Origin of the sequence: Blautia caccae, from assembly GCF_040095955.1 — a bacterium.
Taxonomy (GTDB): Bacteria; Bacillota; Clostridia; order Lachnospirales; family Lachnospiraceae; genus Blautia; species Blautia celeris.
In genome coordinates this window covers 104,266-130,167 of record NZ_JBBMFP010000008.1, presented here as the reverse complement: position 1 = coordinate 130,167, position 25,902 = coordinate 104,266, and the positions used below count along the sequence as shown (strand labels likewise).

General features: G+C 47.5%; 21 protein-coding genes. 16 read left to right on the top strand and 5 right to left on the bottom strand.

The annotated features are described in order from the left end of the window. Window positions 1–12 precede the first annotated feature (12 nt). The 4 genes from WMO65_RS10715 to WMO65_RS10700 all read left to right on the top strand — a co-directional run bounded on the left by WMO65_RS10715 (window position 13) and on the right by WMO65_RS10700 (window position 4,182). Window positions 13–558, top strand: a complete 546-nt coding sequence (locus tag WMO65_RS10715) for a TetR/AcrR family transcriptional regulator C-terminal domain-containing protein (RefSeq protein ID WP_033142696.1) — start codon at window positions 13–15, stop codon at window positions 556–558. Window positions 559–694: 136 nt separating this feature from the next. Beyond that, on the top strand, window positions 695–2,062 hold the full coding sequence (locus WMO65_RS10710; RefSeq protein WP_148391914.1) for a radical SAM protein: 1,368 nt from the start codon (window positions 695–697) through the stop codon (window positions 2,060–2,062). Window positions 2,063–2,090: 28 nt separating this feature from the next. Next, the gene (locus tag WMO65_RS10705; RefSeq protein ID WP_187370550.1) at window positions 2,091–3,062 is read left to right on the top strand and encodes a lysylphosphatidylglycerol synthase transmembrane domain-containing protein; all 972 of its coding nucleotides are present in this window, start codon (window positions 2,091–2,093) and stop codon (window positions 3,060–3,062) included. Between the two features lie 94 nt (window positions 3,063–3,156). After that, entirely contained in the window at window positions 3,157–4,182 is a 1,026-nt protein-coding gene (locus tag WMO65_RS10700; protein WP_103731595.1) for an SDR family oxidoreductase, read from the top strand. Between the two features lie 97 nt (window positions 4,183–4,279). On the opposite strand, the gene WMO65_RS10695 is transcribed toward WMO65_RS10700, so the two are convergent. Both WMO65_RS10695 and WMO65_RS10690 read right to left on the bottom strand, forming a co-directional pair. Then, window positions 4,280–4,726, bottom strand: a complete 447-nt coding sequence (locus WMO65_RS10695) for a GatB/YqeY domain-containing protein (RefSeq protein ID WP_033142700.1) — start codon at window positions 4,724–4,726, stop codon at window positions 4,280–4,282. Window positions 4,727–5,083: 357 nt separating this feature from the next. Further along, complete coding sequence (locus tag WMO65_RS10690) at window positions 5,084–5,722, bottom strand: trimeric intracellular cation channel family protein (RefSeq protein WP_033142726.1); 639 nt, start codon at window positions 5,720–5,722, stop codon at window positions 5,084–5,086. Window positions 5,723–5,927: 205 nt separating this feature from the next. Between WMO65_RS10690 and WMO65_RS10685 the strand changes: the two genes are divergently transcribed. Beyond that, window positions 5,928–7,247, top strand: a complete 1,320-nt coding sequence (locus tag WMO65_RS10685) for a sodium-dependent transporter (RefSeq protein ID WP_148391912.1) — start codon at window positions 5,928–5,930, stop codon at window positions 7,245–7,247. Window positions 7,248–7,304: 57 nt separating this feature from the next. Here WMO65_RS10685 and WMO65_RS10680 read toward each other — a convergent pair whose 3' ends face one another. Together WMO65_RS10680 and WMO65_RS10675 are read right to left on the bottom strand one after the other, a co-directional pair. Continuing rightward, complete coding sequence (locus WMO65_RS10680; RefSeq protein WP_148391911.1) at window positions 7,305–8,906, bottom strand: helix-turn-helix domain-containing protein; 1,602 nt, start codon at window positions 8,904–8,906, stop codon at window positions 7,305–7,307. Then, window positions 8,881–10,707, bottom strand: a complete 1,827-nt coding sequence (locus WMO65_RS10675; protein WP_187370549.1) for a sensor histidine kinase — start codon at window positions 10,705–10,707, stop codon at window positions 8,881–8,883. Before WMO65_RS10675 ends, WMO65_RS10680 begins: the two co-directional genes overlap by 26 nt. Window positions 10,708–10,899: 192 nt before the next feature. On the opposite strand from WMO65_RS10675, the gene WMO65_RS10670 reads away from it, so the two are divergent. From WMO65_RS10670 to WMO65_RS10645, 6 genes are all read left to right on the top strand, one after another. Further along, window positions 10,900–12,165, top strand: coding sequence for an ABC transporter substrate-binding protein (locus WMO65_RS10670; protein ID WP_207727851.1), 1,266 nt, complete (start codon window positions 10,900–10,902; stop codon window positions 12,163–12,165). A gap of 84 nt (window positions 12,166–12,249) precedes the next feature. After that, window positions 12,250–13,107: a carbohydrate ABC transporter permease gene (locus WMO65_RS10665; RefSeq protein ID WP_033142728.1), complete on the top strand. Its 858-nt coding sequence runs from the start codon at window positions 12,250–12,252 to the stop codon at window positions 13,105–13,107. Window positions 13,108–13,117: 10 nt separating this feature from the next. Further along, window positions 13,118–13,972, top strand: a complete 855-nt coding sequence (locus WMO65_RS10660) for a carbohydrate ABC transporter permease (protein ID WP_033142704.1) — start codon at window positions 13,118–13,120, stop codon at window positions 13,970–13,972. A 23-nt stretch (window positions 13,973–13,995) separates the two neighbouring features. Then, window positions 13,996–15,105, top strand: a complete 1,110-nt coding sequence (locus WMO65_RS10655) for a glycoside hydrolase family 172 protein (protein ID WP_148391909.1) — start codon at window positions 13,996–13,998, stop codon at window positions 15,103–15,105. 10 nt (window positions 15,106–15,115) lie between these two features. Beyond that, window positions 15,116–16,351, top strand: coding sequence for an ABC transporter substrate-binding protein (locus WMO65_RS10650; RefSeq protein WP_148391908.1), 1,236 nt, complete (start codon window positions 15,116–15,118; stop codon window positions 16,349–16,351). 104 nt (window positions 16,352–16,455) lie between these two features. Then, window positions 16,456–17,628 carry an NAD(P)-dependent malic enzyme gene (locus tag WMO65_RS10645; protein ID WP_148391907.1) on the top strand — a complete coding sequence of 391 codons (1,173 nt, stop codon included), beginning with the start codon at window positions 16,456–16,458 and terminating at the stop codon, window positions 17,626–17,628. Window positions 17,629–17,725: 97 nt separating this feature from the next. On the opposite strand, the gene WMO65_RS10640 is transcribed toward WMO65_RS10645, so the two are convergent. Further along, window positions 17,726–18,787, bottom strand: a complete 1,062-nt coding sequence (locus tag WMO65_RS10640; protein WP_148391906.1) for an acyltransferase family protein — start codon at window positions 18,785–18,787, stop codon at window positions 17,726–17,728. Between the two features lie 278 nt (window positions 18,788–19,065). Between WMO65_RS10640 and WMO65_RS10635 the strand changes: the two genes are divergently transcribed. From WMO65_RS10635 to WMO65_RS10615, 5 genes are all read left to right on the top strand, one after another. Then, the gene (locus WMO65_RS10635) at window positions 19,066–20,205 is read left to right on the top strand and encodes a response regulator transcription factor (RefSeq protein ID WP_148391905.1); all 1,140 of its coding nucleotides are present in this window, start codon (window positions 19,066–19,068) and stop codon (window positions 20,203–20,205) included. Then, complete coding sequence (locus WMO65_RS10630) at window positions 20,202–21,917, top strand: sensor histidine kinase (protein WP_187370548.1); 1,716 nt, start codon at window positions 20,202–20,204, stop codon at window positions 21,915–21,917. The genes WMO65_RS10635 and WMO65_RS10630 overlap by 4 nt, the downstream gene beginning before the upstream one ends. Before the next feature lie 254 nt (window positions 21,918–22,171). After that, entirely contained in the window at window positions 22,172–23,929 is a 1,758-nt protein-coding gene (locus tag WMO65_RS10625) for a type 2 periplasmic-binding domain-containing protein (RefSeq protein WP_148391657.1), read from the top strand. A gap of 80 nt (window positions 23,930–24,009) precedes the next feature. Then, window positions 24,010–24,924, top strand: a complete 915-nt coding sequence (locus WMO65_RS10620) for an ABC transporter permease subunit (RefSeq protein WP_148391658.1) — start codon at window positions 24,010–24,012, stop codon at window positions 24,922–24,924. Between the two features lie 18 nt (window positions 24,925–24,942). Continuing rightward, on the top strand, window positions 24,943–25,854 hold the full coding sequence (locus tag WMO65_RS10615; RefSeq protein ID WP_148391659.1) for a carbohydrate ABC transporter permease: 912 nt from the start codon (window positions 24,943–24,945) through the stop codon (window positions 25,852–25,854). Window positions 25,855–25,902: the final 48 nt, after the last annotated feature.

The window sequence follows — 25,902 nt, the reverse complement described above, 5'->3', positions numbered from 1 at the left end:
AGGGGGAGTTTTATGTCGGAATCGTATATTACCAAAAATGCCCTGGCTGCGTCCATGAAAAAGCTTATGGAGGAACGGGATTTTTCCAAAGTGACTGTGGCTGATATCTGTGAAGGCTGCGGGATGAACCGGAAGAGCTTTTATTACCATTTTAAAGACAAATATGAGCTGGTGAACTGGATCTTTTATGAGGAGTTCCTGAAAAACATGGATGTGAGCCGCTATAAGACATCGCGCGATATCCTGGAAGATCTGTGCAAATATTTTTACAGGGAGAGAACCTTTTATGAAAATGCGCTGATGGTGGAGGGACAGAATTCTTTCAGGGAATACCTGTTTGAGAGCATGCTCCCGGTGATCAAAACCCAGACAAAAGATCTGTTCCGGGACAGAGAATACAATCTGTTTTTTGTGTATTTCTTTTACGAGGCGTTTTTGGCTGCTATTATAAGCTGGCTGCGTGACGGTGAGAAGATACCGCCGGATGAGTTTCTGAGACAGCTTCATGCCATCCTCATAACGCTGGCAGAAAATTTCATAGAGGAGAGCAGAGAGTGAGAGCGGGCCTGATAAGGCCTGCTTTTTTTAGACATTTTTCGCTGGGTGTCCCAAAATGTGACAGTGTGAAAATTGTGGCCAATGACGGATAATTACCGGGGCCATATAATCATATTCATACAAGGAGGGATTATGTATGAGTAAAATAACACACGCAGCTACAAGAGCGGCTTTCGGAACTGCCATTGACGGAGTTCTGAAGTATGTCAGCAGGGACAGGAAAGAACATATGATGAAGCTGGTGGACCTGTCTGAGAAATTTTTGGGAGACACCTTCCGCCAGCAGACTTATGATGGTGCCAGAAACCTGATTCTGGAGGATGGGAAGTGGATGCAGTTCATTGACAGGGCACTGAGCGAGCTGGACCCTCATGTGCTGAAGACGACTGCGCTGAATCTGGGATTTGAGGCGGGATTTGCAGGGTTTAAGAAGACCAGGGAGCTTTCAGAGAAGCTGGATACCAACATACCCTGGATCATTCTCATGGACCCCACAAGCGCCTGCAATCTCCACTGTACGGGGTGCTGGGCCGCAGAGTACGGCAATAAACTGAATCTGACATTTGAGGATATGGACAGCATTATCACCCAGGGAAAAGAACTGGGGATCTATTTCTATATGATGACAGGCGGGGAACCGCTGGTGCGCAGAAAGGATATTATCCGTCTGTGCGAAAAGCACAGTGACTGTGCATTCCACGCTTTTACAAACGCCACGCTGATAGACGAGGAATTGTGCAGGGAAATGCAGAGGGTAGGGAACCTGTCTCTGTCTATCAGCCTGGAGGGATTTGAGGAGGTCAACGACGGAAGAAGAGGACAGGGTATCTACAAAAAAGTGCTGGATGCCATGGATCTGCTGAAAGCCCACGGGCTTATCTTCGGAACCTCTATCTGTTATACCAGGAACAATGTGGACGTGGTAAGCTCAGATGAGTTTTTGGATCTGATCATTGAAAAGGGCTGCCGTTTCACCTGGTATTTCCACTATATGCCGGTTGGAAATGACGCAGCCACAGAACTGCTCCCCACTCGGGAACAGAGGGAATATATGTACCACAGGGTACGCGAGATTCGAGCAAAAGAGGGAGGGAAACCTATTTTTGCCATGGACTTCCAGAATGACGGCGGGTATGTGGGAGGCTGCATCGCAGGGGGAAGGTTCTACTGCCACATCAATCCCAACGGAGATATGGAACCCTGTGTGTTTATCCATTATTCGGATGCCAATATACACAATAACACCCTGCTTGAATGTTTTCAGCAGCCCATTTTCCGGGCTTACCGCCGGGGCCAGCCTTTCAATGAAAATCACCTGCGCCCCTGCCCCATGCTGGAAAATCCGGAATGCTTAAAAGCCATGGTTGAAGAAACAGGCGCCAGATCCACAGACCTGCAGTCCCCGGAGAGCGCGGAGCATCTGTGCGAAAAATGTATGCCTTATGCAAAGGATTGGAAGGATAAGGCAGACGAACTGTGGGAGAACAGGAAAAGCAGAGGTTAATCAGGCGAAATTGCAAGTGGTGAGGCAAATGGCAAAAAGAAAATATATAAAATATGGCATAGTGGTTTTGATAACAGCTCTGCTGGTGTTTTATTTTCGTGATTCCTGGGGAGAAACTGCCCGGGAGATCATGCATACTCCCTTAAAAAATGTTCTGGCCGTCACGGGTCTCTCCACTTGCTTTTTCTTAATAGATGGGAGAATCATACAAATGCTGGCAGGGCGCACAAAACAGGAATTCTCTGTGCGGCAGGGAATCGGCTGTGCCTTCTACTGCGCACTTTTCAGGATGGTTACGTTCGGAAGCGGTACAGCCGTGGCCGAGGTGTTTTATCTGAACAAGAAAAAAGTATTGCCCGCAAAGGCCAGTTCCGCTGCGGTCGTGCAGTACACGGCCCAGAGAATCGCAGTCGGAGTCTACGGCACTGCGGGCTTTCTTTTCCTCTCCCTGAAGAACAGGCAGCTCCTGGGAAAATACCATACATATCTTCCTGCCGGAATCGGAATCTGCATTCTGATCGCAGCCGTGCTGCTGACCATCAGTGTATCGAAAACCGCAGCAGGATGTATCTTTCAAGCAGCGGATAGAGCAGCCGCAAAACACCCCAAATGGAAGGAAAAGCTTGAAAAAGCCAGAGAGCAGACGGAAATTCTCCAACAGGAAACAAGAGATCTGTTTCTCTATGACAGAAAAAGACTGGCTGAAATTTTTCTATGCAGTCTTGCGAAAATGACATGCTGGTATCTGATTCCCTGTGTCATGCTCTGCGGACAGAACGGAATTTCCTTTGACACAGTGCTGCCTCTGACTGCAGTTTCTTACATGCTGTCAGGCGTGATTCCCGTGCCTGGGGGCTTTGGGTCTGTGGAAGGCATATTTTATCTTCTTTTTTCACCTCTGACCGGACAGGGAGCGGTATTGTCTGCCATTCTCATATTCCGCTTCGCGGTGACATTTTTTCCGGCCCTTATAGGTGCCTTCGTCTTTTTTACCGAGTAATGCTTGTGTGCCGCGGTTTCCCGGGATATAATAAAACTTACAGACCGGGTGTACATCAAACCGGTAATTTTATGATTCGGGAGGACAAAGAGAGATGAGAGTGCTATTTATCGGAGGCACCGGAACCATCAGCATGGCGATTACCAGAAGGCTGCTGACAGAGGGACACAAAGTGTACCTGCTGAACCGGGGAACACGAAACGGGGAGCTGCCTCCGGGAGCCATCGGGCTTACGGGAGATATTGAGGATGAGGAGCAGATAGGCAGGCTTACAGAGGGCATGAAATTTGACGTGGTGGCAGACTTCATAGCATTTGTGCCGGAGCACGTAGAGCGTGATTACAGGATGTTTAAGGGAAGGACCGGACAGTATATATTCATAAGCTCCGCGTCCGCATACCAGAAGCCCCCTTCTGACTACAGAATGACAGAGGGAACCCCGCTTGCCAACCCAAAATGGCAGTATTCCAGGGACAAGATCGCCTGCGAGGCGTTTCTTATGGAGAAATACAGGGAAGAAGGATTTCCCGTGACCATAGTACGTCCAAGCCATACTTATGACGAGCGCAGCATCCCTATGGGACTTCACGGCGACAACGGAAGCTACCAGGTAGTCAAACGGATCAAAGAGGGAAAACCGGTGCTGATACCGGGAGACGGAACATCACTTTGGACGGTTACCCACAACTCCGATTTTGCAAAAGGCTTTGTGGGCCTTATGGGAAACATCCATGCCATTGGCGAGGCAGTTCAGATCACCTCAGATGAGACTCTGACCTGGAACCAGATCTATCAGACAGTTGCGGACGCACTGGGCGTACCGCTTCATCCGGTGCGCGTCTCCAGTGATTTCCTGGATGCCTGCAGCGATTACGACTTCAACGGCAGCATGATGGGGGATAAATCCAACTCCGTGGTATTTCTAAATGACAAACTGAAACGCCTGGTACCCGGCTTCACAGCCGTAAAACGCTTCGACCAGGGTGTCCGGGAAAGCCTTGCCTACATTGCATCCCATCCGGAATGCCAGAAAGAGGACCCGGAATTTGACGCCTTTTGTGACCGGGTAGTGGAAGCCCTGGAACGTGCAAAAGACTACGTGAGAAAAGGAATCTCATAAAACAAGGGACAGACATACCGGATAATTGTAAAATCACCGGTACGTCTGTCCCATTTTCTTCCTGATCCATAACCATTCGGCCGCCTGAACAGCTGCCTTAATTCATCATACTTCCCAACACCTGGTTCACCAGCTTGCCGTCTGCGATTCCCTTTACTTTCGGCATCAGGACCTTCATGATCTTTCCTTTATCCTTACCGGTAGGAGCCTCAATCTCCAGCTCTTTCAACACACCGGCGATCACTTCCCTGATCTCCTCCTCGTTCAGCATTTTCGGAGCAAATTCTTCATAGACAGCAATACGCTTTGTACACTCATCAATAATTTCACTTCTATCTGCAGGAGTCATTTCCAGAGTTTCTTTTGTCTGTTTGATCTCTTTTAACACCACTTCATTCTCTTCCGCCTCAGTCAGGTCTTCTCTCTTATCAATGGCTTTATTTTTCAGAGCTGACAGCAGCATGGACAAAGAATCCTTACGTTCTTTCTCACCGGCTTTCATAGCAGCGACCATGGCTTTTCTTACTTCATCAATTTTACTCATTGTCGGAATCTCCTTTTCATTTTTTATAACGCGCAAAACCTATCGCGTTCCCGTCCAATAGTATACCACTATCATTTCCCTCTTTCCACATTTTTATTTATAATGTCAGACGATGAGAATCGTCAAGATGTTTTTATCTTTTTATCTTTTATACCTCCCGCAGATGGTGTCAGGGATGTCGGGGCGGTGTCTTCCTTTGACAGACATTGCGGCAGTGAACCGGAAAATCCACCGTTTACGGAAACTTAGGCGCGACGGCTCTTCCGGAGCGTCTTAGTTGCAGTTAACGGTTAGTTGGAGGTGAACGGAGCTGGCTGTCAAAGGAAGACACCGCCCCGGCATCCCGTCCGCCCTTCTTCATCTAACCCGCAGCAAATTCCACCTAAAATAAGCCGCCAGCAGCCGAATCACCACCGTAACGATCAACCCCAAAATAACCCCCGCCGGCTCCCCCATAGAATCCCTGCACACAACACATACAATCCCGCCGGCAATAGAAGCACACGCATAAATCTCCCTTACCAGAATATAAGGCGTCTCCCCTGCCATAATATCCCTCAGCACGCCCCCGCCGACACCTGTGAGCACACCCACAAACACAAAAAAGAACGTATTATTATCCGTCACCACACTGGCTGCTGCCTGAATCCCCACCACCGTGAAAATCCCCAGCCCCAGAGTATCACACAGCATCATCACGTTATCATAATACTTATTCTTAGCCCTTGATTTAAGAATCTCCGGATTCGTATAAGTAATAGCAAAAAGCAATGTAGAAGTCAGTATGGCAAAAAGCACATACACCGGCTTGGCAAATGCGGTAGGCGGAGTGATTCCCAATATAATATCCCGCATCATACCACCGCCCACCGCCGTGGTAGCTCCCAGAATATTAACCCCGAAGATATCCATTTTTTTCTCAATGGCGATCATTGCCCCTGATGAGGCGAAAGCCACTGTGCCTATTATTTCCAGTACAAAGATAAAGGTATCCATATTTTCCCCTTTGAAATATATTTTATTATCCATTATACGGCATATATGTAAAAAAATCGTCAGAAACAGAGCTGATAAAACTGGATTTGACTTTTCCTCCTGTCTTTGATACATTAAAGCTACATACTTCAAAAAGCTAACGCATCAACCGGTCAGGGGACAAAAGCTGGCTGCCCCGGTACCGGATCACACGGAGGAAAAGAAAATGCAGAAACACAATAACGGCAGCTTCACCAATTCCCTGGGCTTTGTACTGGCCTGTGTGGGCTCTGCGGTGGGGCTTGGGAATATATGGATGTTCCCATACAGACTGGGAGAATACGGAGGCGCGGCTTTTCTGATCCCGTATCTCTTCTTTATCTGCCTGTTCGGTTTTGTCGGCCTGTCGGCTGAGTTTGCCATAGGGCGCCGGGCGGGAACAGGTACCCTTGGCTCTTACGAATACTGCTGGGAATCCAGAAAGAAGGGAAAGATCGGAAAGGTACTGGGCTGGATTCCGCTGTTAGGTTCTCTGGGGATCGCCATCGGCTATTCCATTATCATCGGCTGGGTGCTCCGCTTCCTGGCAGGCTCTGTGACAAATACAGTGCTCATAGAGGATTCCGCAGAATTTTTCGGACAGGTAACAGCCAATATGAAAAACCTGCCCTGGCATGTTCTTGTCATTGCCATTACCGTGATCATCCTGATCACCGGAGCGGTGAATCAGATTGAGAGGGCGAATAAGATACTGATGCCCCTGTTTTTCATCCTTTTTGCCATTCTGGCAGTGAGAGTGTTCTTCCTGCCGGGGTCCCATGAGGGATACCGTTTCCTGTTCGTGCCCAAATGGGAGGCGCTGGCGAAGGTGGATACCTGGGTCATGGCTATGGGACAGGCGTTTTTCTCATTGTCTATCACAGGTTCGGGCATGATCGTTTACGGCTCCTACCTGAGCAAAAAGGAAGATATACCCAAATCTTCCATACAGACAGCAGTCTTTGATACCATAGCGGCCATGCTGGCAGCCCTGGCTATCATGCCGGCTGTGTTTGCCTTCGGGATCGAGCCATCCGCAGGTCCGTCCCTGATGTTCATTACGATACCGAATATCTTCAAGCAGATGCCCATGGGCCGGCTTTTTGCCGTGATCTTCTTCCTCTCCGTCTGCTTTGCGGGTATCACATCCCTCATCAATATGTTTGAGGCGGTGATCGAGAGCTGGCAGCAGAAGTTCGGTCTGCAGAGGACAAAAGCAGTTGCCCTCTGCGGCGGTGTTGCACTTGCAGTAGGGCTGCTTCTGGAGGAGGAGTCTAAGGTGGGGCACTGGATGGATTTTATCACCATCATCATCGTGCCGTTCGGAGCCGTGCTGGGAGCTGTTTCCATCTACTATGTCCTTGGATTTGACAAGATTAGGGAAGAGCTGGAGGAGGGCAGGAAAAAGCCCCTTCCGAAAGCCTTTAAAGTGGCTGCAAAGTATCTGTACGTGCCCCTGGCAGTCATCGTATTTATACTGGGCCTCATCTATAAAGGAATCGGATGACGCTCCTGTCATAATGTAAAATTATAGTAACTGTTCAGCTGGCTGAGTAGTTACAAATTATATTTCGGAATGTTGTTCTCTGTACGCGGAGGGCGACATTCCGATTTTCTTTTTAAAGCTGTTGCTGAAATAATACTGGTTGGCATATCCGCACCGGCTGCTGATCTCCTTCAGAGACAGGGTGGAATTTTTCAGGTACTGGCAGGCCGCTTCTATTCTGAGGGCAGTGATGGTGTCGCTGATACTCTGCCCATACACTTTTTTAAAGAGGGCGCTGAGATAAGCAGGGCTTACATTGGCATGTCCGGCAATGTCACCTAAGCAGAGGGTATTGTCCTCATAATTTTCCCTGATGTAGCAGAGAACCAGCTCACAGACCTGGTCATGGTAGGTCTGCAGCGAGGTGTCCAGCTTCTCGCATACCTGGAGACAGAGATGGTTCATCCATTTGAAAAATTCTTCGTAAGTGTGAAACAGTTCAAAGTGGTTGTAAACGGAAATAATGTCATTTTCCAGGTCACCGGTGTCAATGTTCAGCTCATACAAGAATTTCAGGATACGGCCCAGAAGGGAGTAGATCCTTATGAACACTATATTCTTGGTCTGGTATTTCAGTGACACCTCCTGAAAGAATCCTCTGAGCCACTCTTCAATGGCAGGGGCGTTTTTCTGACAGAGGAGGCGGATCAGCTCCTCCTCCTTTGACTCGGAGAAAGAGAAGAGGCTGAACTCCCGTCCGAGAGCCTCCCGGGCATCAAAAATATTTTTATGAGGAAAGAAAAACCGGTATTTCAGCGCATGGGAGGCATTTTCGTAGGAGATATGCAGATCCCAGAAATCCTCCACCACAGTGCCGATGCCCACGTTCAGGGAGAACACCCCTTCCCGGTACTTCTCCATCAGGCCTGCAACAGCCTTGTGGGCGGCCTGAAGGAAATGCCCGGGACTGTTGGTGTTCTGGGCAAGTATGGCGATGATGCCGTTAAATTCCTTCACAAAATAAACCTGCCCGAAGCCTTTGCACTGTTCTCCTAACAGATCGCAGACATTTAAGAGCTCGATCTGGTACTGAGTGATGCCCAGCCCGTCTTCCGCCTGGGAGGCGTTTTCTACCTCCAGCTTCAGCACATTAAAACAGGAAAAGTCAAGGTTTAAGTTCAGGTATCCCGGATAGCGCCCCAGATGTCCGGCCGCGTCCTTGCCGGAATAGTGAAGAAGGTCCGAAAAGAATTTTTCCGTCATCAGAGGGCGGCTCTGCTCCACAAGCTCCCGGTTGTGCTGCTCCCTGTCAATGGCAGTGAAGGCGTTGCGTATTTTCTCTGTCAGGTAGCCGTAGTCCAGAGGTTTTTCAATATAGTCGCAGACACCCAGGCGGATGGCGCGTTTGGCGTACTCGAATTTGTCATAGGCACTGATGAGAATGATCTTCACCAGGGGATTGACGGACAGGGCAAGGCTGCTCATGGAAATGCCGTCCAGGTTGGGCATCTCAATATCCGAGATGATCAGGTCCACAGGGGCGCGCCGCATAGATTCAATGGCGGAATCCCCGTTGTTCTCCACATGGACCACCTCCGCATCCAGAAGCTCCCAGTCTATATTTCTTACAATGCCCTCTGCGGAGAGCGCATTGTCATCCACAATCATTACTTTCTTCATCGCTGTCCTCCATCTGTTCAAATGTGATCACAATTTCAGTCCCCTCGTTGAGTCGGCTGTCCACCCGGACGGTTCCGTTGCCGAAGGAGGGACTGGAGAGTCTCTTGTTTACGTTTCCAATGCCGAAATGTTTCTGATAGTCAACCGTCCTGTTTTCCAGTGTGGCGCGCAGATCCTCAAGCTGCCTGGGGGCAATGCCGGCTCCGTTGTCGGTTATGGTGATGATGACCGTATCATCCCCGTAAGAGACATCCAGGGAAATGTGCACACAGGGGGTCTGCCGGGAAATGCCGTGCTGGATACTGTTTTCCAGGAAAGGCTGCAGGGTAAAGCGGCATATAAGGAAGTTCTGGATGCCGTCCTCCGCCCGGATCTCCCAGCTCAGGCTGTCCCCGTGGCACAGCTTTTCCATTTCCAGATACAGACGCGCGATCTCAAGCTCATCCCGGATGGCGATCAGATCCCCGGACTTGCGCAGGGTGAGCCTGTAAAAGCGGGTCAGGTCTGTGATCATCTCATCCGCGGTCTTAAGGCGGTCCAGGCTGATGCAGGTCTTGATGGAACCCAGAATGTTGTAGAGAAAATGCGGGTTGATCTGAGACTGGAGAAGCTGGTATTTCAGCCGTTCCTCTGACAGGGAGAGTTCCAGGATGGAATCCATGTTCTGATTCAGGGATGCCTGCATGTTCTGGAAGGTGATCCCCAGCCGGTCTATCTCGTCATAGGAGGAGGGAGACTTTGCCGCGGAAACCAGCTCCGGTACCGGGGAAGGGGTATTCTTTCCGAGATGAAAGGATTCCATGGCAAGGGAAAGCCTCTTCAGCCGTTTGGTCAGATTGCCTGAGATCATAATGATGACAAGGACCGTAAGCGGCAGGGATACCAGCAGGGTAAATACAAGGGTCTTTAACAGAATCTGTGTGTTTTTCCGTATGTAGCTGCCGGGAATCTCCGTAACGTGATACCAGCCGTTGTCCAGCCTGGCAGTGTGGTAATTGATATCCCCGGCCTTTTGTGTTTCCGCCTCATCCCGGGAGATCAGGTCCAGGGTATCCTGATCCAGGACCGTGCCGCAGAGGGACGCATCGCTGTGTGCCATGATGGTGCCGTCCTCCGCTGCCAGATAGCTTGTGATATCCGTATCACTGAATGTGTCCGCAAGGGCATCGGAGAACTCAGCCGGGTCTATGAGGATCGTGTAGGCATACTCTGTGGCTCCCGTTCCCTGGTTGCGCAGGAGGCGGCAGCAGACGATCACATCCCTGGCTGTATAGCCGTCTGACAGGATGAAAGGGATCTGCATATCCGGATGATAGAACCAGATAGAATCCGTTCCGGGATTGAGCCGTTTCTGCCGGGGGATACGGAAGCTCTCCAGATCCTCCAGAGGGTAAAAATAAAGCCCCTCCCCTGCCCCTGTCTGCTCCCGGGGCAGAAATATGGAAATATGGTAATAGCCGAATGTAGTCTTGAACATGGAGATATCATTTCTCACGCTGCCGAACACAGACAGGGACTGTGTGGATGAGCTGTCCGTCTGTGACAGGGTATACATATCATACTGAATGGAATCCGCCACATTTTCCGTCTGCCGTATGCGGTCATTCATCTGTACATTGAGCTGGTCATCCGCCAGGAGGGCAGAGCTCATGATCTTATCCTCAGCAATCTGATAGGTCACATGGTAGAAGATAAAACCAAGGGTGCCCAGGGGCAGCAGGGTGCAGACCAGAAAGGCCAGCAGCAGTTTTGCCTGGAAATGGGAAAAGACGGACCGTATTCTGTCAGAAATTTTTTTCATACCTGACTCCTTCTTCATATATTTTAATGGTTCCCATTATAAAACACGGATAATCCCCATTTCAACAGAGATAAAAATAATATAAACGAATCAAAAAATATTGTATTTTGAAAAACAGATATCTTTGGTATTTTTATGCTATCAAAAAACAATGCAGACGGCACGAAAGAGAATGCCGGAAATGGAGGAATTATGAAAAAGACAGTTAGTATTCTACTTACAACAGCTTTGGCAGCCGGTATGCTGGCAGGCTGCGGCGGCAATTCCAGCGAGACGAAAGGGGAGGGCAGCAGCGCAAAAAAAGGGGATTATGACCTGACCCTCTACAGCATCAACACCACAGACCCCGACTTTGACGACTGGCTGAAAAATGTGGAGGATGCCACAGGGCTGAAGATCAATGTCATTGCAGCTCCTACGGATTCCGACACCCGCCAGCAGAAGATAACCACCATACTCTCCACAGGCGACAGCAGCGTGGATATCATTGAGATCAACGATGAGATGAGCGCTTCATTCAAGAATTCCGGCTGGCTGGAAGGCTTAAACGACACAGTTATGACAGAGGATATCCGCGGCGAATTTCCCCAGGGCTACCTGGAGGATATGATCACAGATAAAGACGGAAATATTATCGGTGTGCCGGGCTACTCCGGATATCTGGCTTTCTGGGTGAACCAGGAGATCATGGATGAAGTGGGCATTGCATCCATTGACACAAAAGAGGATTTTGTGAAATACATGGAAGCTGTCTCAGGGGACGGCAGATACGGCTACGGCGGTTCCTGGGAGAAGACCTATGTCTTCAATGAGATTGCCCAGTTTGTCAACATGTTCGGCGGTGATTATTTCGATTGGACCAACCCTGCCAACAAAGAGGCGATCCAGTTCCTGCATGACATGGTGCAGAACGGACAGACACCCATTGACCAGATCGCTGACAAATACGAGCAGATGAATCCAAAGGCCAATGACGGCAAATACGGAAGCTGGTTCATGTGGGGCCTGGGAACAGACTATGAGAAGGCAGATATGCTGGGCGCAGACAAGATCCATATGGCAATGGTACCGGATTTCAGCGGAAAAGGCCAGCGTGCCATCTTCACGGATTCCTGGAGCTATGTTCTGAACAAAGCATCCGAGAACAAAGAGGCAGCAGTCAAATTCCTGGAATATATGGCGAATGAGGGCGGTATGGAAGCCTCCTACAAGGCATTTGACCGTTATCCCGCCAGAGCTGACGTGGCTGCGAAGGTGGTTCCGGACACAGATCCTGCAAAGGAAATGTACAGCAGATACGCAGAGGAATGCAATGTGGCAGGACGTCCCATGCTTCCCCAGACCATGGAATTCATCACAGATATGGGAACTATTTACCAGTCCTGCATGAAGGATGAGATCACAGTGGACGATTTCTGTAAGAAAGCACAGGAGCTTGTGGATAAATACAGTAAATAATGTCAGGCACAGGCACCGCAGCGGATCCCATCCCGCGGTGCCTTTTTGAGAGGAGGAAGCCAATTGACCATCAGTAAGAAATCAATGAAATGGATACCGTGGATTCTGATCCTGCCGGTTATCCTGATCCGTGGGTTCACAACCCTGTACCCCATCGGGGCAACCCTGAAAAACAGCCTGTTTGACATTAAGGTGCTGTCAGGTGTCAATGAATTTGTAGGACTCAGCAATTATATCAATGTGTTTAAAGACCCCAAGATCATTTCCTCGATCAGTTTTACCGTGATCTTCGTAGTAGTATCCATGGTCTTCCATGTTGTGCTGGGAGTGGCGCTGGCTCTTATCCTGAACATGAAGTTTAAGGGGCGCCGGTTTTTGCGGACGATCGTGCTGATTCCCTGGGCCATGCCCGCTGTCGTGATCGGTATGGCAGCCAAATGGGGATTTAACAATGACTATGGTATGATCAATGATTTTATCCGCCGGTTCGTGTCGGATTTCCAGTTTAACTGGCTGATCAATACAGGGTCCGCCAGGGCTGCGGTGATCGCCATGGACCTGTGGAAGGATCTGCCGTTCTTTGCCATACTGGTGCTTTCCGGCCTGCAGTTTATTTCCGGGGATATCTATGAGGCAGCCAAGGTGGACGGGGCAAACGGCATACAGAGCTTTTTTAGGATCACGCTTCCTCTGATCACACGCAATGTGATCACCCTGTGTATTCCCTTTACTCTGTGGAGGCTGACCACCTTTGATCTGGTGTATGCCATGACATCAGGAGGACCGGGGGAGGATACGTCCCTGATCGCTTACCGGATCACCATGGAGGCGTTCACCAACCTGAACGTGGGGTACGCGGCAACGCTGGCGGTGATGCTGTTCCTTGTGATGGCGCTGTTTTCCTGGTTCAATATAAAGGTTATGAACAGGATGTCTGATTAGGAGGATGAACATGAGAGATACCAAGAAATACAGAATTTACAGAGGCTGCGTGACAGCCGGCAGATGGCTGCTGTTTGCAGTCGTGGCTTTCCTCATACTCTTTCCGGTGTACTGGATATTTATTTCATCCATCACACCGCCGGGTGAGCTGTTCCAGACACCCATTCAGTATCTGCCAAAACATCCCACGCTGGAAAGCTATCAATTTTTGATTGAAAATGTAGGATTACTTGCTAAAATAGGAAATACAGTATTGATCGTAGGTGTGACACTGGTTGTCAGCACAGTGCTGTGCGCCATGGCTGCCTATGGTTTTTCAAGGTTCCAGTCAAAGGCTGTCAGCATCGCGTTCGCGTTCATCATTGCGACCATGCTGATTCCTGAAGTGGTGACTGCAAGACCTTTATATGAGTTCATGCGGAAGGTTGGGCTTTATGATACATATCCGGGGCTTATCATTCTCTATATCAGCGCTGTGATTCCCTTTACCGTGCTGATCCTCAGGAATTTTGTGTCGGAGATACCGGTATCCTTGGAGGAGGCCGCGGCCATTGACGGGGCAAGCTTTTCCCAGAGACTCTTTTTAGTGGTCCTGCCGCTTATGAAGCCGGCCATTGCCACTGTATGCATTATCAACTTTATCACATGTCTGAACAACTTTTTTACACCGTTATACTATTCAAACGGCATCCAGGTGCTCTCCGTGGCCATTGTGCAGCTTCCCCTCCGGGACAATATGTACGGCGTACCGTGGGATCTGGTAAGTTCCATGGGATGGATCATTCTTCTGCCTATCATTCTATTTGTGGCAGTGTTTGAGAAACAGATCATGGATGGAATCATGGCAGGCGGAGTGAAAGCTTAGAGAAGGAACAGGGAGGAAAAAATATGTACGATTATTTGGGCGGAAGTCTGGGAACACTGGCTTATGCAAAGCACGGAAGGAGCAGGGCCATTAACGCGGAGAACCCCACAGGGGAAAAGGGAAAGGGCGGTATGGCGGCAAGCCATCTGGGAGCATCCAGAAAAGGCAGCCCGTGTCTGCACCATATCGGCAGCGGGGAGACGGTCACACTGGCTGAGATAGAAGGGCCGGGAGTGATCAATCATATCTGGGTCACAGTGACGGATAAGACGACGGAGGCGGACTGTTTTGTGCTCCGGGACCTGGTGCTGCGCATGTACTGGGATGATGAGACGGAGCCGTCTGTGGAAAGCCCTCTCGGAGATTTCTTCTGCTGCGGGTTCGGAAGGGAATGTATCGTCAATTCCGTTCCCATGGCAGTGGTGCCAAGCCGGGGGATGAACTGCTATTTCCAGATGCCTTTTGGCAGGAAGGCCAGGATCACCCTGGAGAACCAGCACGCAAACCCCATACCCGCCTTTTTCTACCAGGTGGATTACTGTCTCTATGATACGCTGCCTGAGGATATTGCGTATTTCCATGCCAGGTGGCGGCGGGAGAGGATGACCAGGCTGCAGGAGGATTACGTGATCCTGGATCAGGTGAAGGGAAAAGGCCACTATGTGGGTACGTATATGGCGCTGACTACACTGGAACGTTACTGGTGGGGGGAAGGGGAGATCAAGTTCTATCTGGATGGGGATGAGGAATATCCCACCATCTGCGGCACCGGGACGGAGGACTATTTCGGAGGCTCCTGGAGCTTTGCAAAGCAGGTGGACGGCAGGACGGTGGAGCAGAATTACTGCACCCCGTATCTGGGATATCCCTACTATTCCGCCCATGATACGGCAGTCCATAATCTTTACCACAATGATGACTGCCCGCCTATGAGAGGCTTCTACAGGTGGCATATTCAGGACCCCATCTGCTTTGAGGAGGATCTGCGGGTGACCATACAACAGATAGGTGTGGGCCACAGGGGATTGTTTGAGCGCCAGGACGATGTGGCAAGTGTGGCATACTGGTATCAGGCAGAGCCTCACAATCCTTTCCCTGCCCTGATGAAGAAAGAGGAGCGCTGGCCCAGATAAGGTGTAGAAGGTGAAAAAATATATATTGGGGATTTTATTGGGAGCAGGTATTTTATGCGCCGGGTGCGGCGGGAAGGACCATAAGGTACAGGAGGTACCTGCGGATGAAAAAGCGTACGGGGAAGAGATCACACTGATGCATCCGGACGCGGACAAGGCGGAATTCAGGCAGTATATAGAGGCGGCAGAGAAGGAGCTTGACATGAAGATCCATCTGCTTGCCAGTCCCATCAATGCGGATAACCGCCATGCCAGGATCTCTACCATCCTCTCATCCGGGGATGATTCGGTGGATGTGATTGCTGTGAATGATGAGATGATCAATGAATTTAAGTATCAGGGGTATCTGGAACCTCTGGGGGATGATGTGATGACAGAGGAAATCTGCACCTGTTACCCTCAGGACTATATGGAGAAAATCGCCATGGCGGAGGGGAAGGTGTATTCAGTCCCCTACATGATGGACCTTATGGTTTTCTGGGTCAATGAAAAGTTTCTGGACAAGGCAGGCATTGCGGCTGTGACAAGCCGCGGGGATTTTGAGAAGCTTCTGGACGGCAGATACGGGTATGGTAACTACGGGTACGGAAGCGCCTGGGAGACTACTTATGTCTACAATGAATTGTCACAGTTCATCAACATGTTCGGAGGGACATACGGGGACTGGAAGGATGAAAATACAAGACAAGCACTGGTGTTTTTACACGATATGGCCGAAGCGGACAAGACGCCCAGGGAGCAGCTTGTGGACCAGTATGAACAGATGGAGCAGAAATTCATACAGGGAAAGTACGGAGCCATTTTCATGTACAGCGGGGCCATGGACACCTTTTTAAGGGCAGGCGTGTACGGGAATGACAAAATCCATGCAGCGCCCATGCCTTTATTCAAAAAGAACGCCACAAATGTGGCAACATGGCAGTATGTGCTCAACAAGGCCTCTGTCCACAAGGAGGCGGCAAAGAAGTTTTTATCCTATGCGGCAGGGTATGAAGGAAGCGCTGCCTATGCGGAGCACATGAAGAAGCTGCCTGCACGTCTTGACATTATCCTGGAGGGAAATCTGGACATTCCGGACCTGGATATCCTGAAAAAATACGCGGAGGAGCTGGAACTTAAATCACGCCCCCTGTCGAAGACACCTATGAAGGACATTAAGGCCATAGGGGAACTTTTCCAGAAATATATCACGGATGAGATCAGCCTGGATGAATTCTGTCAGCGGGTAGAAAACGTGTTGCCCTGAGGCTTTTCTTATGCTAAAATAAAAGCGTACGCAGCCCGGGAAATTTCGCGGCTGCGGCTGTACAAGCAAACAACATGAGATTCCACAGGAAAAGGAGATAAATCATGAATGCAAAAGAATTCGCTTTAAAACAGCATGAGGATTGGAATGGCAAGATTGAAGTGATCAGCCGTGCAAAGCTGGAGACCCCGGAAGACCTGGCAGTGGCTTACACACCTGGTGTAGCTGAACCGTGCCTGAAGATCGCCGAGGATGTAGATTTATCCTATAAGTATACAAGACGCAACAATATGGTAGCAGTTGTGACCGACGGAAGCGCGGTTCTGGGTTTGGGCGACATCGGACCTGAGGCGGGTATGCCGGTTATGGAAGGAAAATGTGTGCTCTTTAAAGAATTTGGAGATGTGGACGCGTTTCCTTTATGTATCAGAAGCAACGATGTGGATGAGATTGTAAATACCGTCCGTCTGCTGGCAGGAAGCTTCGGCGGTGTGAACCTGGAAGACATCTCCGCGCCGCGCTGCTTTGAGATAGAGAGGAAGCTGAAGGAATGCTGTGATATCCCTATCTTCCATGATGACCAGCACGGCACAGCCGTTGTCACTGCTGCGGCAATGCTCAATGCTTTAAAGCTCACAGGCAGAAAGCTGGAGGACATCAAAGTGGTCACATCAGGTGCGGGAGCAGCCGGAATCGCCATCATTAAGCTGCTGGTAAGCCTGGGACTGAAGACTGTCATCATGTGCGACAGAAAAGGCGCCATCTATGAAGGCCGCGGCGACTTAAATGCCGAGAAAGAGGAGATGGCTAAGATCAGCAACCGAGGCATGGAAAAAGGCAGCCTGGCTGATGTTCTGAAGGGCGCTGACGTCTTTATCGGTGTCTCTGCTCCGGGAACTGTGACAGAGGAGATGGTCAAGACCATGGCTCCCAATCCGATTCTCTTCCCAATGGCAAACCCGGTTCCGGAGATTATGCCTGACCTGGCAAAGGCAGCAGGAGCAGCCGTTGTGGGAACAGGAAGAAGCGATTTCCCCAACCAGATCAACAACGTTCTGGCATTTCCGGGTATCTTCCGCGGCGCACTGGACGTGAGGGCAAAGGACATCAACGATGAAATGAAAGTGGCGGCAGCGTATGCCATCGCCGGTCTTATTGACGAAAAAGAGCTGAACGCGGAATACATTATCCCGAATCCTTTTGACAAACGTGTGGCAAAGGCAGTTGCCCAGGCAGTAGCAAAAGCAGCCAGAGAAACAGGTGTCAGCAGAATCTAAGCCAGGCTCTGCAGGTTCCTGTTATCATGAATAAAAGAGCTGCATTTCCGGCATCCGTATGGATATTGGAAATGCAGCTCTTTTTTGACGCATATGATCACGCGGAGAGTCCCTTTTTTCTCTTTCTGCCAAAACCGGCAGATCTGCCTGTGAAATGGCCCGAACTCTTTCCCGGCCCGTTTCCGAAGAAGGACGGAACAGGGAAGGAGGAAACCTTTGTCACGAAACGGTTCGGTGCGTCCATGGACAGAAGCCAGGAAAGTGTCAGGCAAAACCCGATCAGCAGAATGCCCTGCCAGATTTCAGACACGGATTCCAGGAGCGGTGTGGCGCTCAGCACACTGTACACAAGGCCGTGGAACAGATAGATAGGCATGGTCCGCTGTCCAAGTCTGGAATAGCTGTGGGGTTTCCTGGAGATTATGGTGCTTATAAGGAAAACGGTCAGGAAAGAGACCCCATAACAGGCCAGTCTTACCAGAAGCCCCGCCCCATATCCTGTATCCATTTCTTCGTAGGAATATCTGCCGTAGAAGATTTTCGGTGTCAGGTGTACTTTGAAGGTAAAGGCCAGGGACAGACAGCCTCCCAGGTAAAGGGAAAATGCGGCCAGCAGCCTTCCTGCTTTTGCTTTGATCCTCTCAAACCAATCCCTTTCAAAGTGGTATCCTGCCAGGAAGAAGGGGAAGAATACCAGGATGCGGGGAATGCTGAAGAAGTTGTCGAGCTCCGTCATCCCCACCAGCAGTCCTGCGGTGACGGCGATGAACATGTGGCCCGGTATCTTTTTCAGATAAGGGGTGACAAGACGCCAGAAAAACAGGGCCATAATGTACCACAGGGAGAATTTCGGCCTTGCAAAGTACAGGCCTGTATCTTTATGTATGATGAATACATATAAAAAATAATAGATGAGTTCATAGACAAAATAGGGGATGACCAGTTTCTGCACCAGCTTTCCAAAGCTGATCTCCCTCTTGGAAAAATACCCGGATATAAAAATAAAGGCAGGCATGTGGAAAGAAAAAATAACCCATTTCAGCCCTGATAAAAACAGGTTGTTGTCATAGCACGGTTCTATAAAATGTCCCACCACTACCAGAACAATGAGAAGGGCTTTGTAATTATCGAAAAAGTAATCACGGTTTTTGGTTGACATAATTATACCTCTCACCTTAATAGATAAGATTCACAGTCTCGTTTTGTATGATACACCGTATGGAAAACAGGCGCAAATAGAAATTTTAGCCTGTTTAGCGGCAAGTGTTGGATAAATTTACTATTAGAACGTTGCCTTGGACAGCCCGATTGGCCTAGGATAGGTGTAAATCAAGATTGACCGGAAAAAGGCTGATATATATAATGGAAGAATAGGTATTGTTTGCAGAAAATACGGCACGTAGTGAAAACAGAGAAATAGATACGGGAGGGTGGAAAGTGTATCAGGTATTATTTGCAGAAGATGAACTGTTAGTAAGACTGGGGCTTCAAAACTCTATACCATGGGAAAACTATGATATGGAGTTGACAGCTCAGGCGGATAATGGTATTACTGCTTTTGAGTTATTTCAGAAGCTCCGTCCGGATGTTGTACTTACTGATATCCGTATGGAGGGAATGGACGGATATGAATTGATTGAGAAGATTAGAGAGATTGATGAGGAGTGTGCGATTATTGTCATTTCCTGCCTGGATGATTTTGAAACTCTGAGAAAGATGATTCCCTATAAAATTATTGGATATATTCTGAAAGCAAGTATGAGTATGAAAGAAATTTATGATGTTTTACAGGAAACAAAGGATTATCTGGAGAGAACAGGCCGAAAGGGGTTACGGAGAAAAAAGAAGGAAACAATGAGTTTGGAACAGACGCTGGCAGAATATCTTTCTGGTGAAGGGGAAATGCCGGAATGGAATGGAGAGAAGCATACAGGGCTCATACTGGATTTTTATTTGGAAGATACGGAGAAGGAAAAGATTAATGAGCTGGCCATGAAATTTATCTATGAGCTGGTAAATAGGCAGGTTCAGGGCAGCATTCTGGTGGAGACCGGAGAAAAGGAGTTTTGTCTTCTGGTATCCGGGAGAATGGAAGATGTGGATGAGAAAATAGAGAGGATCAATCGTTCCACAGAGGGATTTCTAGGGGTCAGATTCTGTGTAAATACAGGCAAAAGAGAACCGGACGAAACCTTACGGGAGCTGTATCTTCGGCTTCAGAGCAGAAGAAAGGCAGAAAAACCGGAGGAGAGAAAGTGGGACCGGCTGATACAAAGGGCAGTATACTATATGAGAGAACACCATGAGGAATCCCTCAGTCTGCCGGAGATTTCCGGAATCCTTGGTATCAGTCCCAGCTATTTTTCTCATCTTTTCAAGCGGGAGACGGGAACGAATTATGTGGAATTTTTAAATCAAATACGTCTGGAAGAGGTGCTGAAGGATCTGCAAAACAGCAGCGACAAGATTGTTGTAGTAGCCGAAAACCACGGCTTCCATAATCCGGAATATTTCAGCAGGTTTTTTAAGAAATCCATGGGCATCTCACCGGCAAAATGGAGGCAGCAGAACAAATGAAAAGAAAAGGTAAAATTGACTGGAAAGTAAAACTGGTGTTTTCTATTCTCTGCGGAACTATTTTGGTGATAGGCCTTTTGTTTGGGATTACCTATGGTTACTTTGTAAGGAAGCTGACACTGAATAATGAGAAAATTGTGCATATGACATTTGAGGAAGCGGAAAAGGACCTGAAGGTGATGATGGGAAATGCGGAAGATCAGCTGAACAGGTTTTCCAACAATGCGCTGGCCTGGGAATTTTCAGCCAATAATTTCTCCAGTACGGTACAACAATCCATAGTCATAAAAAAGATTATACAGAATTTTGATGAAATGATATCTGCAAATACAGATGTCTATGGATTTGCTATTCTGAATGGTGATGGGAGGACCGCGGTGTCAACTGCGGAGAAAAAAAGCAGAACCGGAGAGACAAAGATATCTGATTCCATGCAGTCTTTTTTGAGGGAATGCAAAAAGAACTATCCTTATGTGAACTGGCGGGCAGGAAATGAGATAGAGATTTCCGATGAAAGTCAGCTGTGTACACTGACTAACAGACCGGTTCTTCTGGGAGTTAAGGCTTTGGGGGAGGCTGACGGTTCTTGGGAGGATAGCTATCTTCTGGTAGCCTTGGATGAGGAGGACGTACAGAAAAGTTATGGACAGGCTGTATATAATGGCAGTGAGGCAGTTCTGGTAAATGGTGAGAGGAAAATCATCTCGGCCACCGGTAAAGAATTTCTGGGAACTGTTTATGAGCCGGAGGAAGAGAACCAGAATATTATACATGATATCTCTTATAATGGCTGGACGCTGATTAATATGATACCCAAAAAGAATTACTTAAGAGAAGCAAAAGATATCAGAAATTTTGGTATTATTCTTGGGATACTGGCCTCTTTGGGGATGATAGTGGTTGCCATAGGCTGGAGCAGGAAATATACTGGACCGATTCAGAGTCTGATGGAACAGATGGAAAGTGTAGGAAAAGAACAGCTGGATATTGTGAAGCCTAAAAAGGCAGGGCTTCCGGAGCTGGATAATTTGAATGAAGAATTTTATTCTACCGTACAAAAGTTGAAGAGTTATATCCGAAGGCTGCAGGATGTAGAACAGGAAAAGGCCAAAGAGGAGCTTCTTGCCCTGCAATATCAGATTAACCCTCATTTTCTTTATAATTCGCTGAACTCCATCCGATGGATGGCTCTGATGACAAACAATACAAAGATTGCGGATTCACTGGTCACTCTCAGTAAGGTTATAATGCCGATTTTGAGGAATCCTGCTTTTACATGGAAACTGAAGGATGAGATTGAGTTCCTGAAAAATTATACGGAGATGATGCAGATCCGGTATGGGAATTATATGGAGTATCATGTGGACTGCAAACCGTGTCTGCAGGAAGAAGTTTTTCCGCGGTTTATCTTGCAGCCGGTGATTGAAAACTGTTTTGTCCATGGGGGAAGTACAACGGAGGTCAGAGAAATTTTCATCAGAATCAGAAAAACAGAAAACGAAAATTTTTTCATAGAGGTACAGAATACAGGTGTGAGGTTGGATGGGTGCAAAATTGCGGAAATAAATCAGGCAATGCAGAAACCAGGAAAGGATGGAAGCCATATCGGTTTATCGAATATCTATAAAAGGCTGAAACTTTTGTATGGTGAAAAAGGAAACGTATGGATGGAATCGGATTCCGGCGGAGTTTTTGTATACATTGCCTTTTAAGTACCAAAAGGGCAGCGTGGTTTCGTTTAAATGACGAAGCTATGCTGCTTTTGATTTTTTTATTAAAAATATAACGGCAAATCAAAAGAAAAGTCAAAATAATAAGTGCACAATATACAAAATAGAAAAAAAGTACAAAGGGAAGAAAAGATAAATCATTCAAATACAGGGAAAGAACAGGTACAATATATTTACACTCAATCAAGGAAATGAAGTGCCCGGGAGCTTCATGGTGATGAAAAAAGGAGGATTATATGAAGGCGAAAAGAATACTGGCTTTTATTTGTTCCATAGCTTTAACAGCAGGAATGTCTGCAGGTTGCGGATCAAAGGATAATAAAGAAATAGGTGGGGATGGATATGGAAAGGCATCGGATGATACCTCTGAACATGTGGAAATTACTCTGGGCGGCATCAATCTGACCAATTCGGATTCTGTAGAAGGATGGCCTACAGAGGTCGTGGAAAAGCTGGAAAAGAAGTTCAACGTAACACTGAAGACCAAACAATATGACAATGAAAGCCTGAACCTTGATCTGTCCGGCGGTACAACCTGTGATATTGTACAGATTAATGATGATCATATCGAGGGAGTTTTGAAAGGAAAACATGCGGTAAATCTGGAGGATTATAAAGACACGCTGGCTAAAAATATTTTCTCTGAAGATATGAGTTTCAGGAACGAAGTAATGAAAGAATTCAAGAGCAATGGTGAAAAGACTCAGTATTTCGTAACACCGAGGGTTACCTTTGGAGATACGGAAGCTAATTATGGAACGGTGCTGAATAATGGATATGTAGTACGCTGGGATCTGTACAAGGAAATCGGATGCCCCGAAATCAACAGCGACGAGGATTACATAAAAGCATTGAAGGCCATGAAAGAGATTTATCCGGAGACAGAGGACGGACTTCCTGTTTATGCTATGAGCGCTTATAACGATTCTCAGCTGCACACATATTTTTATAAGGGATGCTTAGCGGAAGGTTATGTAAATCTGGAAGGCGGTATTTATGTACAAGATGTGGAGACGAATGAGCTGCTGCCGGATATTTACGATATGCACAACCCGGATATTCTGACCCCATTCTGGTCAGGTATCAAATTCTATAACCAGCTGTACCGTGAAGGTCTGCTGGATCCGGACTGCTTTATCACAAAAACAGAGGACCTGAAAGAGAAGTATACCAAGGGTCAGTACCTTGGTGGAAATGTAAATTGGCATTACGGAACTTATAATGACAACCAGAGAGCAGAAGACCCGGAAACTCTGAAAGAGTATGTGACCCTTCCTGCAAAATTGGGCTGGGCAAATGAAAAGAACCTGGCAGGATGGTTTGGAAAGTACTTCTTCGTGTCTTCTCATTCACCGAACATAGACCGTGCAGTAATGATTTTGGATTATCTGCAGAGTGAAGAGTTTTCCAGAGATATCGACTCAGGCATAGAGGGCAGATGGGATAAAGGTGAGGGTGGAAAACCAGCTTTAAAAGAAGATACCATCGCTATGAAGACAGATGGAAACCGTCTGGATGAATGGAAGAAAACAGGAATCGGTGAAGGGAATCTGTCGGCAGTATGCGGAGAAGATTATTATAACGTGGCAGATGACGGCGGAAGAGTGGATCTGTGGTTTGAGGATGAGGTACTGCCAAAGAGCATGACATATGCGGAAAAAGATATGTGTAAGACTCTGGGACTGACGATTCCAAGTGATTTGCTGAAGAATAAAGTGGAGGCCGGTACAAGCATAGATTTGGGCAATTGTCTGAATGCGATTCAGATGGGTATGGAGACAACACCGAAGAACATTGTCCGTATTGACAGCAATTGTGAAGAGATTACACTGAATGAGATTCCAAACCTGGTACAGGCAGAAACTGATGAAGAGTTTGAAGCAGCAAAGGCAGATCTTATGGAGAAATTGCAGGGCGCCGGTGCAGAAGAGTCCGTGGAATGGTGGATAAATGCATGGGATGAAGCAAAGAAATCTATTGAAGAATTGAGATAACAAACGTATGGGACGCTGCTGCATATGTAGATATAAAAAATCCTGCAGCAGCGTTTTTATTTTGAAAGGAGAGATGACAAATGGCAAAGGCAATCGCTGTGAAGCAGAGACCCAGGAAAAGATACAGTCTGCTGTTCATGGTACTTCCTTTTATGCTGATAGTGCTGCTGTTTAATTATGTTCCTATTTTTGGATGGCTTTATTCTGTCTATGATTATATTCCTGGCGTGCCCCTTTTCGACTGTGAGTTTGTGGGGGCCGATTATTTCAAAATGATTTTTACGGATGCCAATGTGCTCAGAACATTGAAAAATACTGTAATATTTGCGGTAATCAGCATCTGTCTGACACCCCTTCCTATGATTTTTGCAATTCTGCTCAATGAGATCAAAAACGGACCGGTCAGAAAATTTGTACAAACCTTTACTACCCTGCCAAACTTTATCAGTTGGGTCATCATCTTTTCTCTTGCATTTGCGCTGTTTTCAACAGACGGTATGATGACTGCGCTTCTGGTAAAACTGAGAATCATGGATGAAGCTCAGTCGGTTTTAAGTTCCAAGGAGTCTGTGTACTGGTTTCAGACGTTTCTGGCCCAGTGGAAGATGCTGGGATGGAATTCCATCATTTACCTGGCGGCCATTGCCGGTATTGATCAGGAACAGTACGAGGCAGCAAGAGTGGATGGCGCAGGGTATTTCCGCTGTGCCCTTCATGTGACACTGCCTTCCATGATGGAGACCTATGTGGTGCTTTTCATACTCAATATTGGAAACTTCCTGAATACAGGATATGAACAGTATATGCTGTTTAAGAACTCTGTAACTGCGCCGAATATCGAGGTTCTGGATCTGTATGTATACCGTATTGGTCTGGAAAATATGGATTATTCCTATGGTGTGGCAATCAGTATTGTCAAATCTATGGTAAGTATTGGGTTGGTAGTTATAGCAAATTTGGTAGCGAAGAAAATTCGCGGCAATACGATAATTTAGTGAGGGGGCCATGGTGCAATGAAAAAGGAAAGAATAAAGACATCCTCATCCAGGAAAATATTCCAGATATTCAACTATATACTGATGCTGGGGGTTACCCTGATCTGTATATATCCGTTCTGGTATATCATGATCTACACCTTCAGTGAGGCAAGCCTGGCAGATGTGAATCCGCCGGTTTTGCTGCCGAGAGGATTTTCTCTGGCAAACTACAGAGATATCTTTGAATTAAATGGTTTTTTTCATTCTCTGCTGATCTCTGTACTCAGAACTGTAATCGGTACGGCAGCCTCTGTTTTGGCCTGCTCTTTTCTGGGATATATGTTTACAAAGGAGGAGATGCCAGGAAGAAAAATCGTATACCGTTTTCTTGTCATGACTATGTATATAAACGGCGGAATGATTTCCACATATATTGTGATTAAATCCTATGGCCTGCTGAATAATTTCTGGGTATATATTTTGCCCATCTTGATTTCAGCTTACAATATTGTACTGATTAAGACGTATGTGGAGCAGCTGCCGCAGTCCCTGGAAGAGTCAGCAAGACTGGACGGAGCGGGATATATTACTGTGTTCGTGAAGGTGATATTGCCGTTGGCCAAACCGATTATTGCGACTGTAGCAGTTTTTGTGGCCGTGGGACACTGGAATTCCTGGTTCGACAATCATATTTACACAAGAGGGAATGCAGACCTGACAACACTGCAGTATTTGTTGTATAATTATCTGAATGAAGCCCAGAGACTTGCGGAGCAAATCAAAAATACATCAAATATGAATGGCGTGAGTCAGATGATGTCATCTATTTCCCCCAAGGGAATCCGAATGACGATTACAGTATTGGCATCCCTTCCCATATTCCTGGTATATCCTTTTATGCAGAAGTATTTTGTAAAAGGTATTATGGTAGGGGCTGTAAAGGGCTAAGCTATAGACTTGGCAGCCGTTTTTTCTGAAGGAAACGGACACAATATA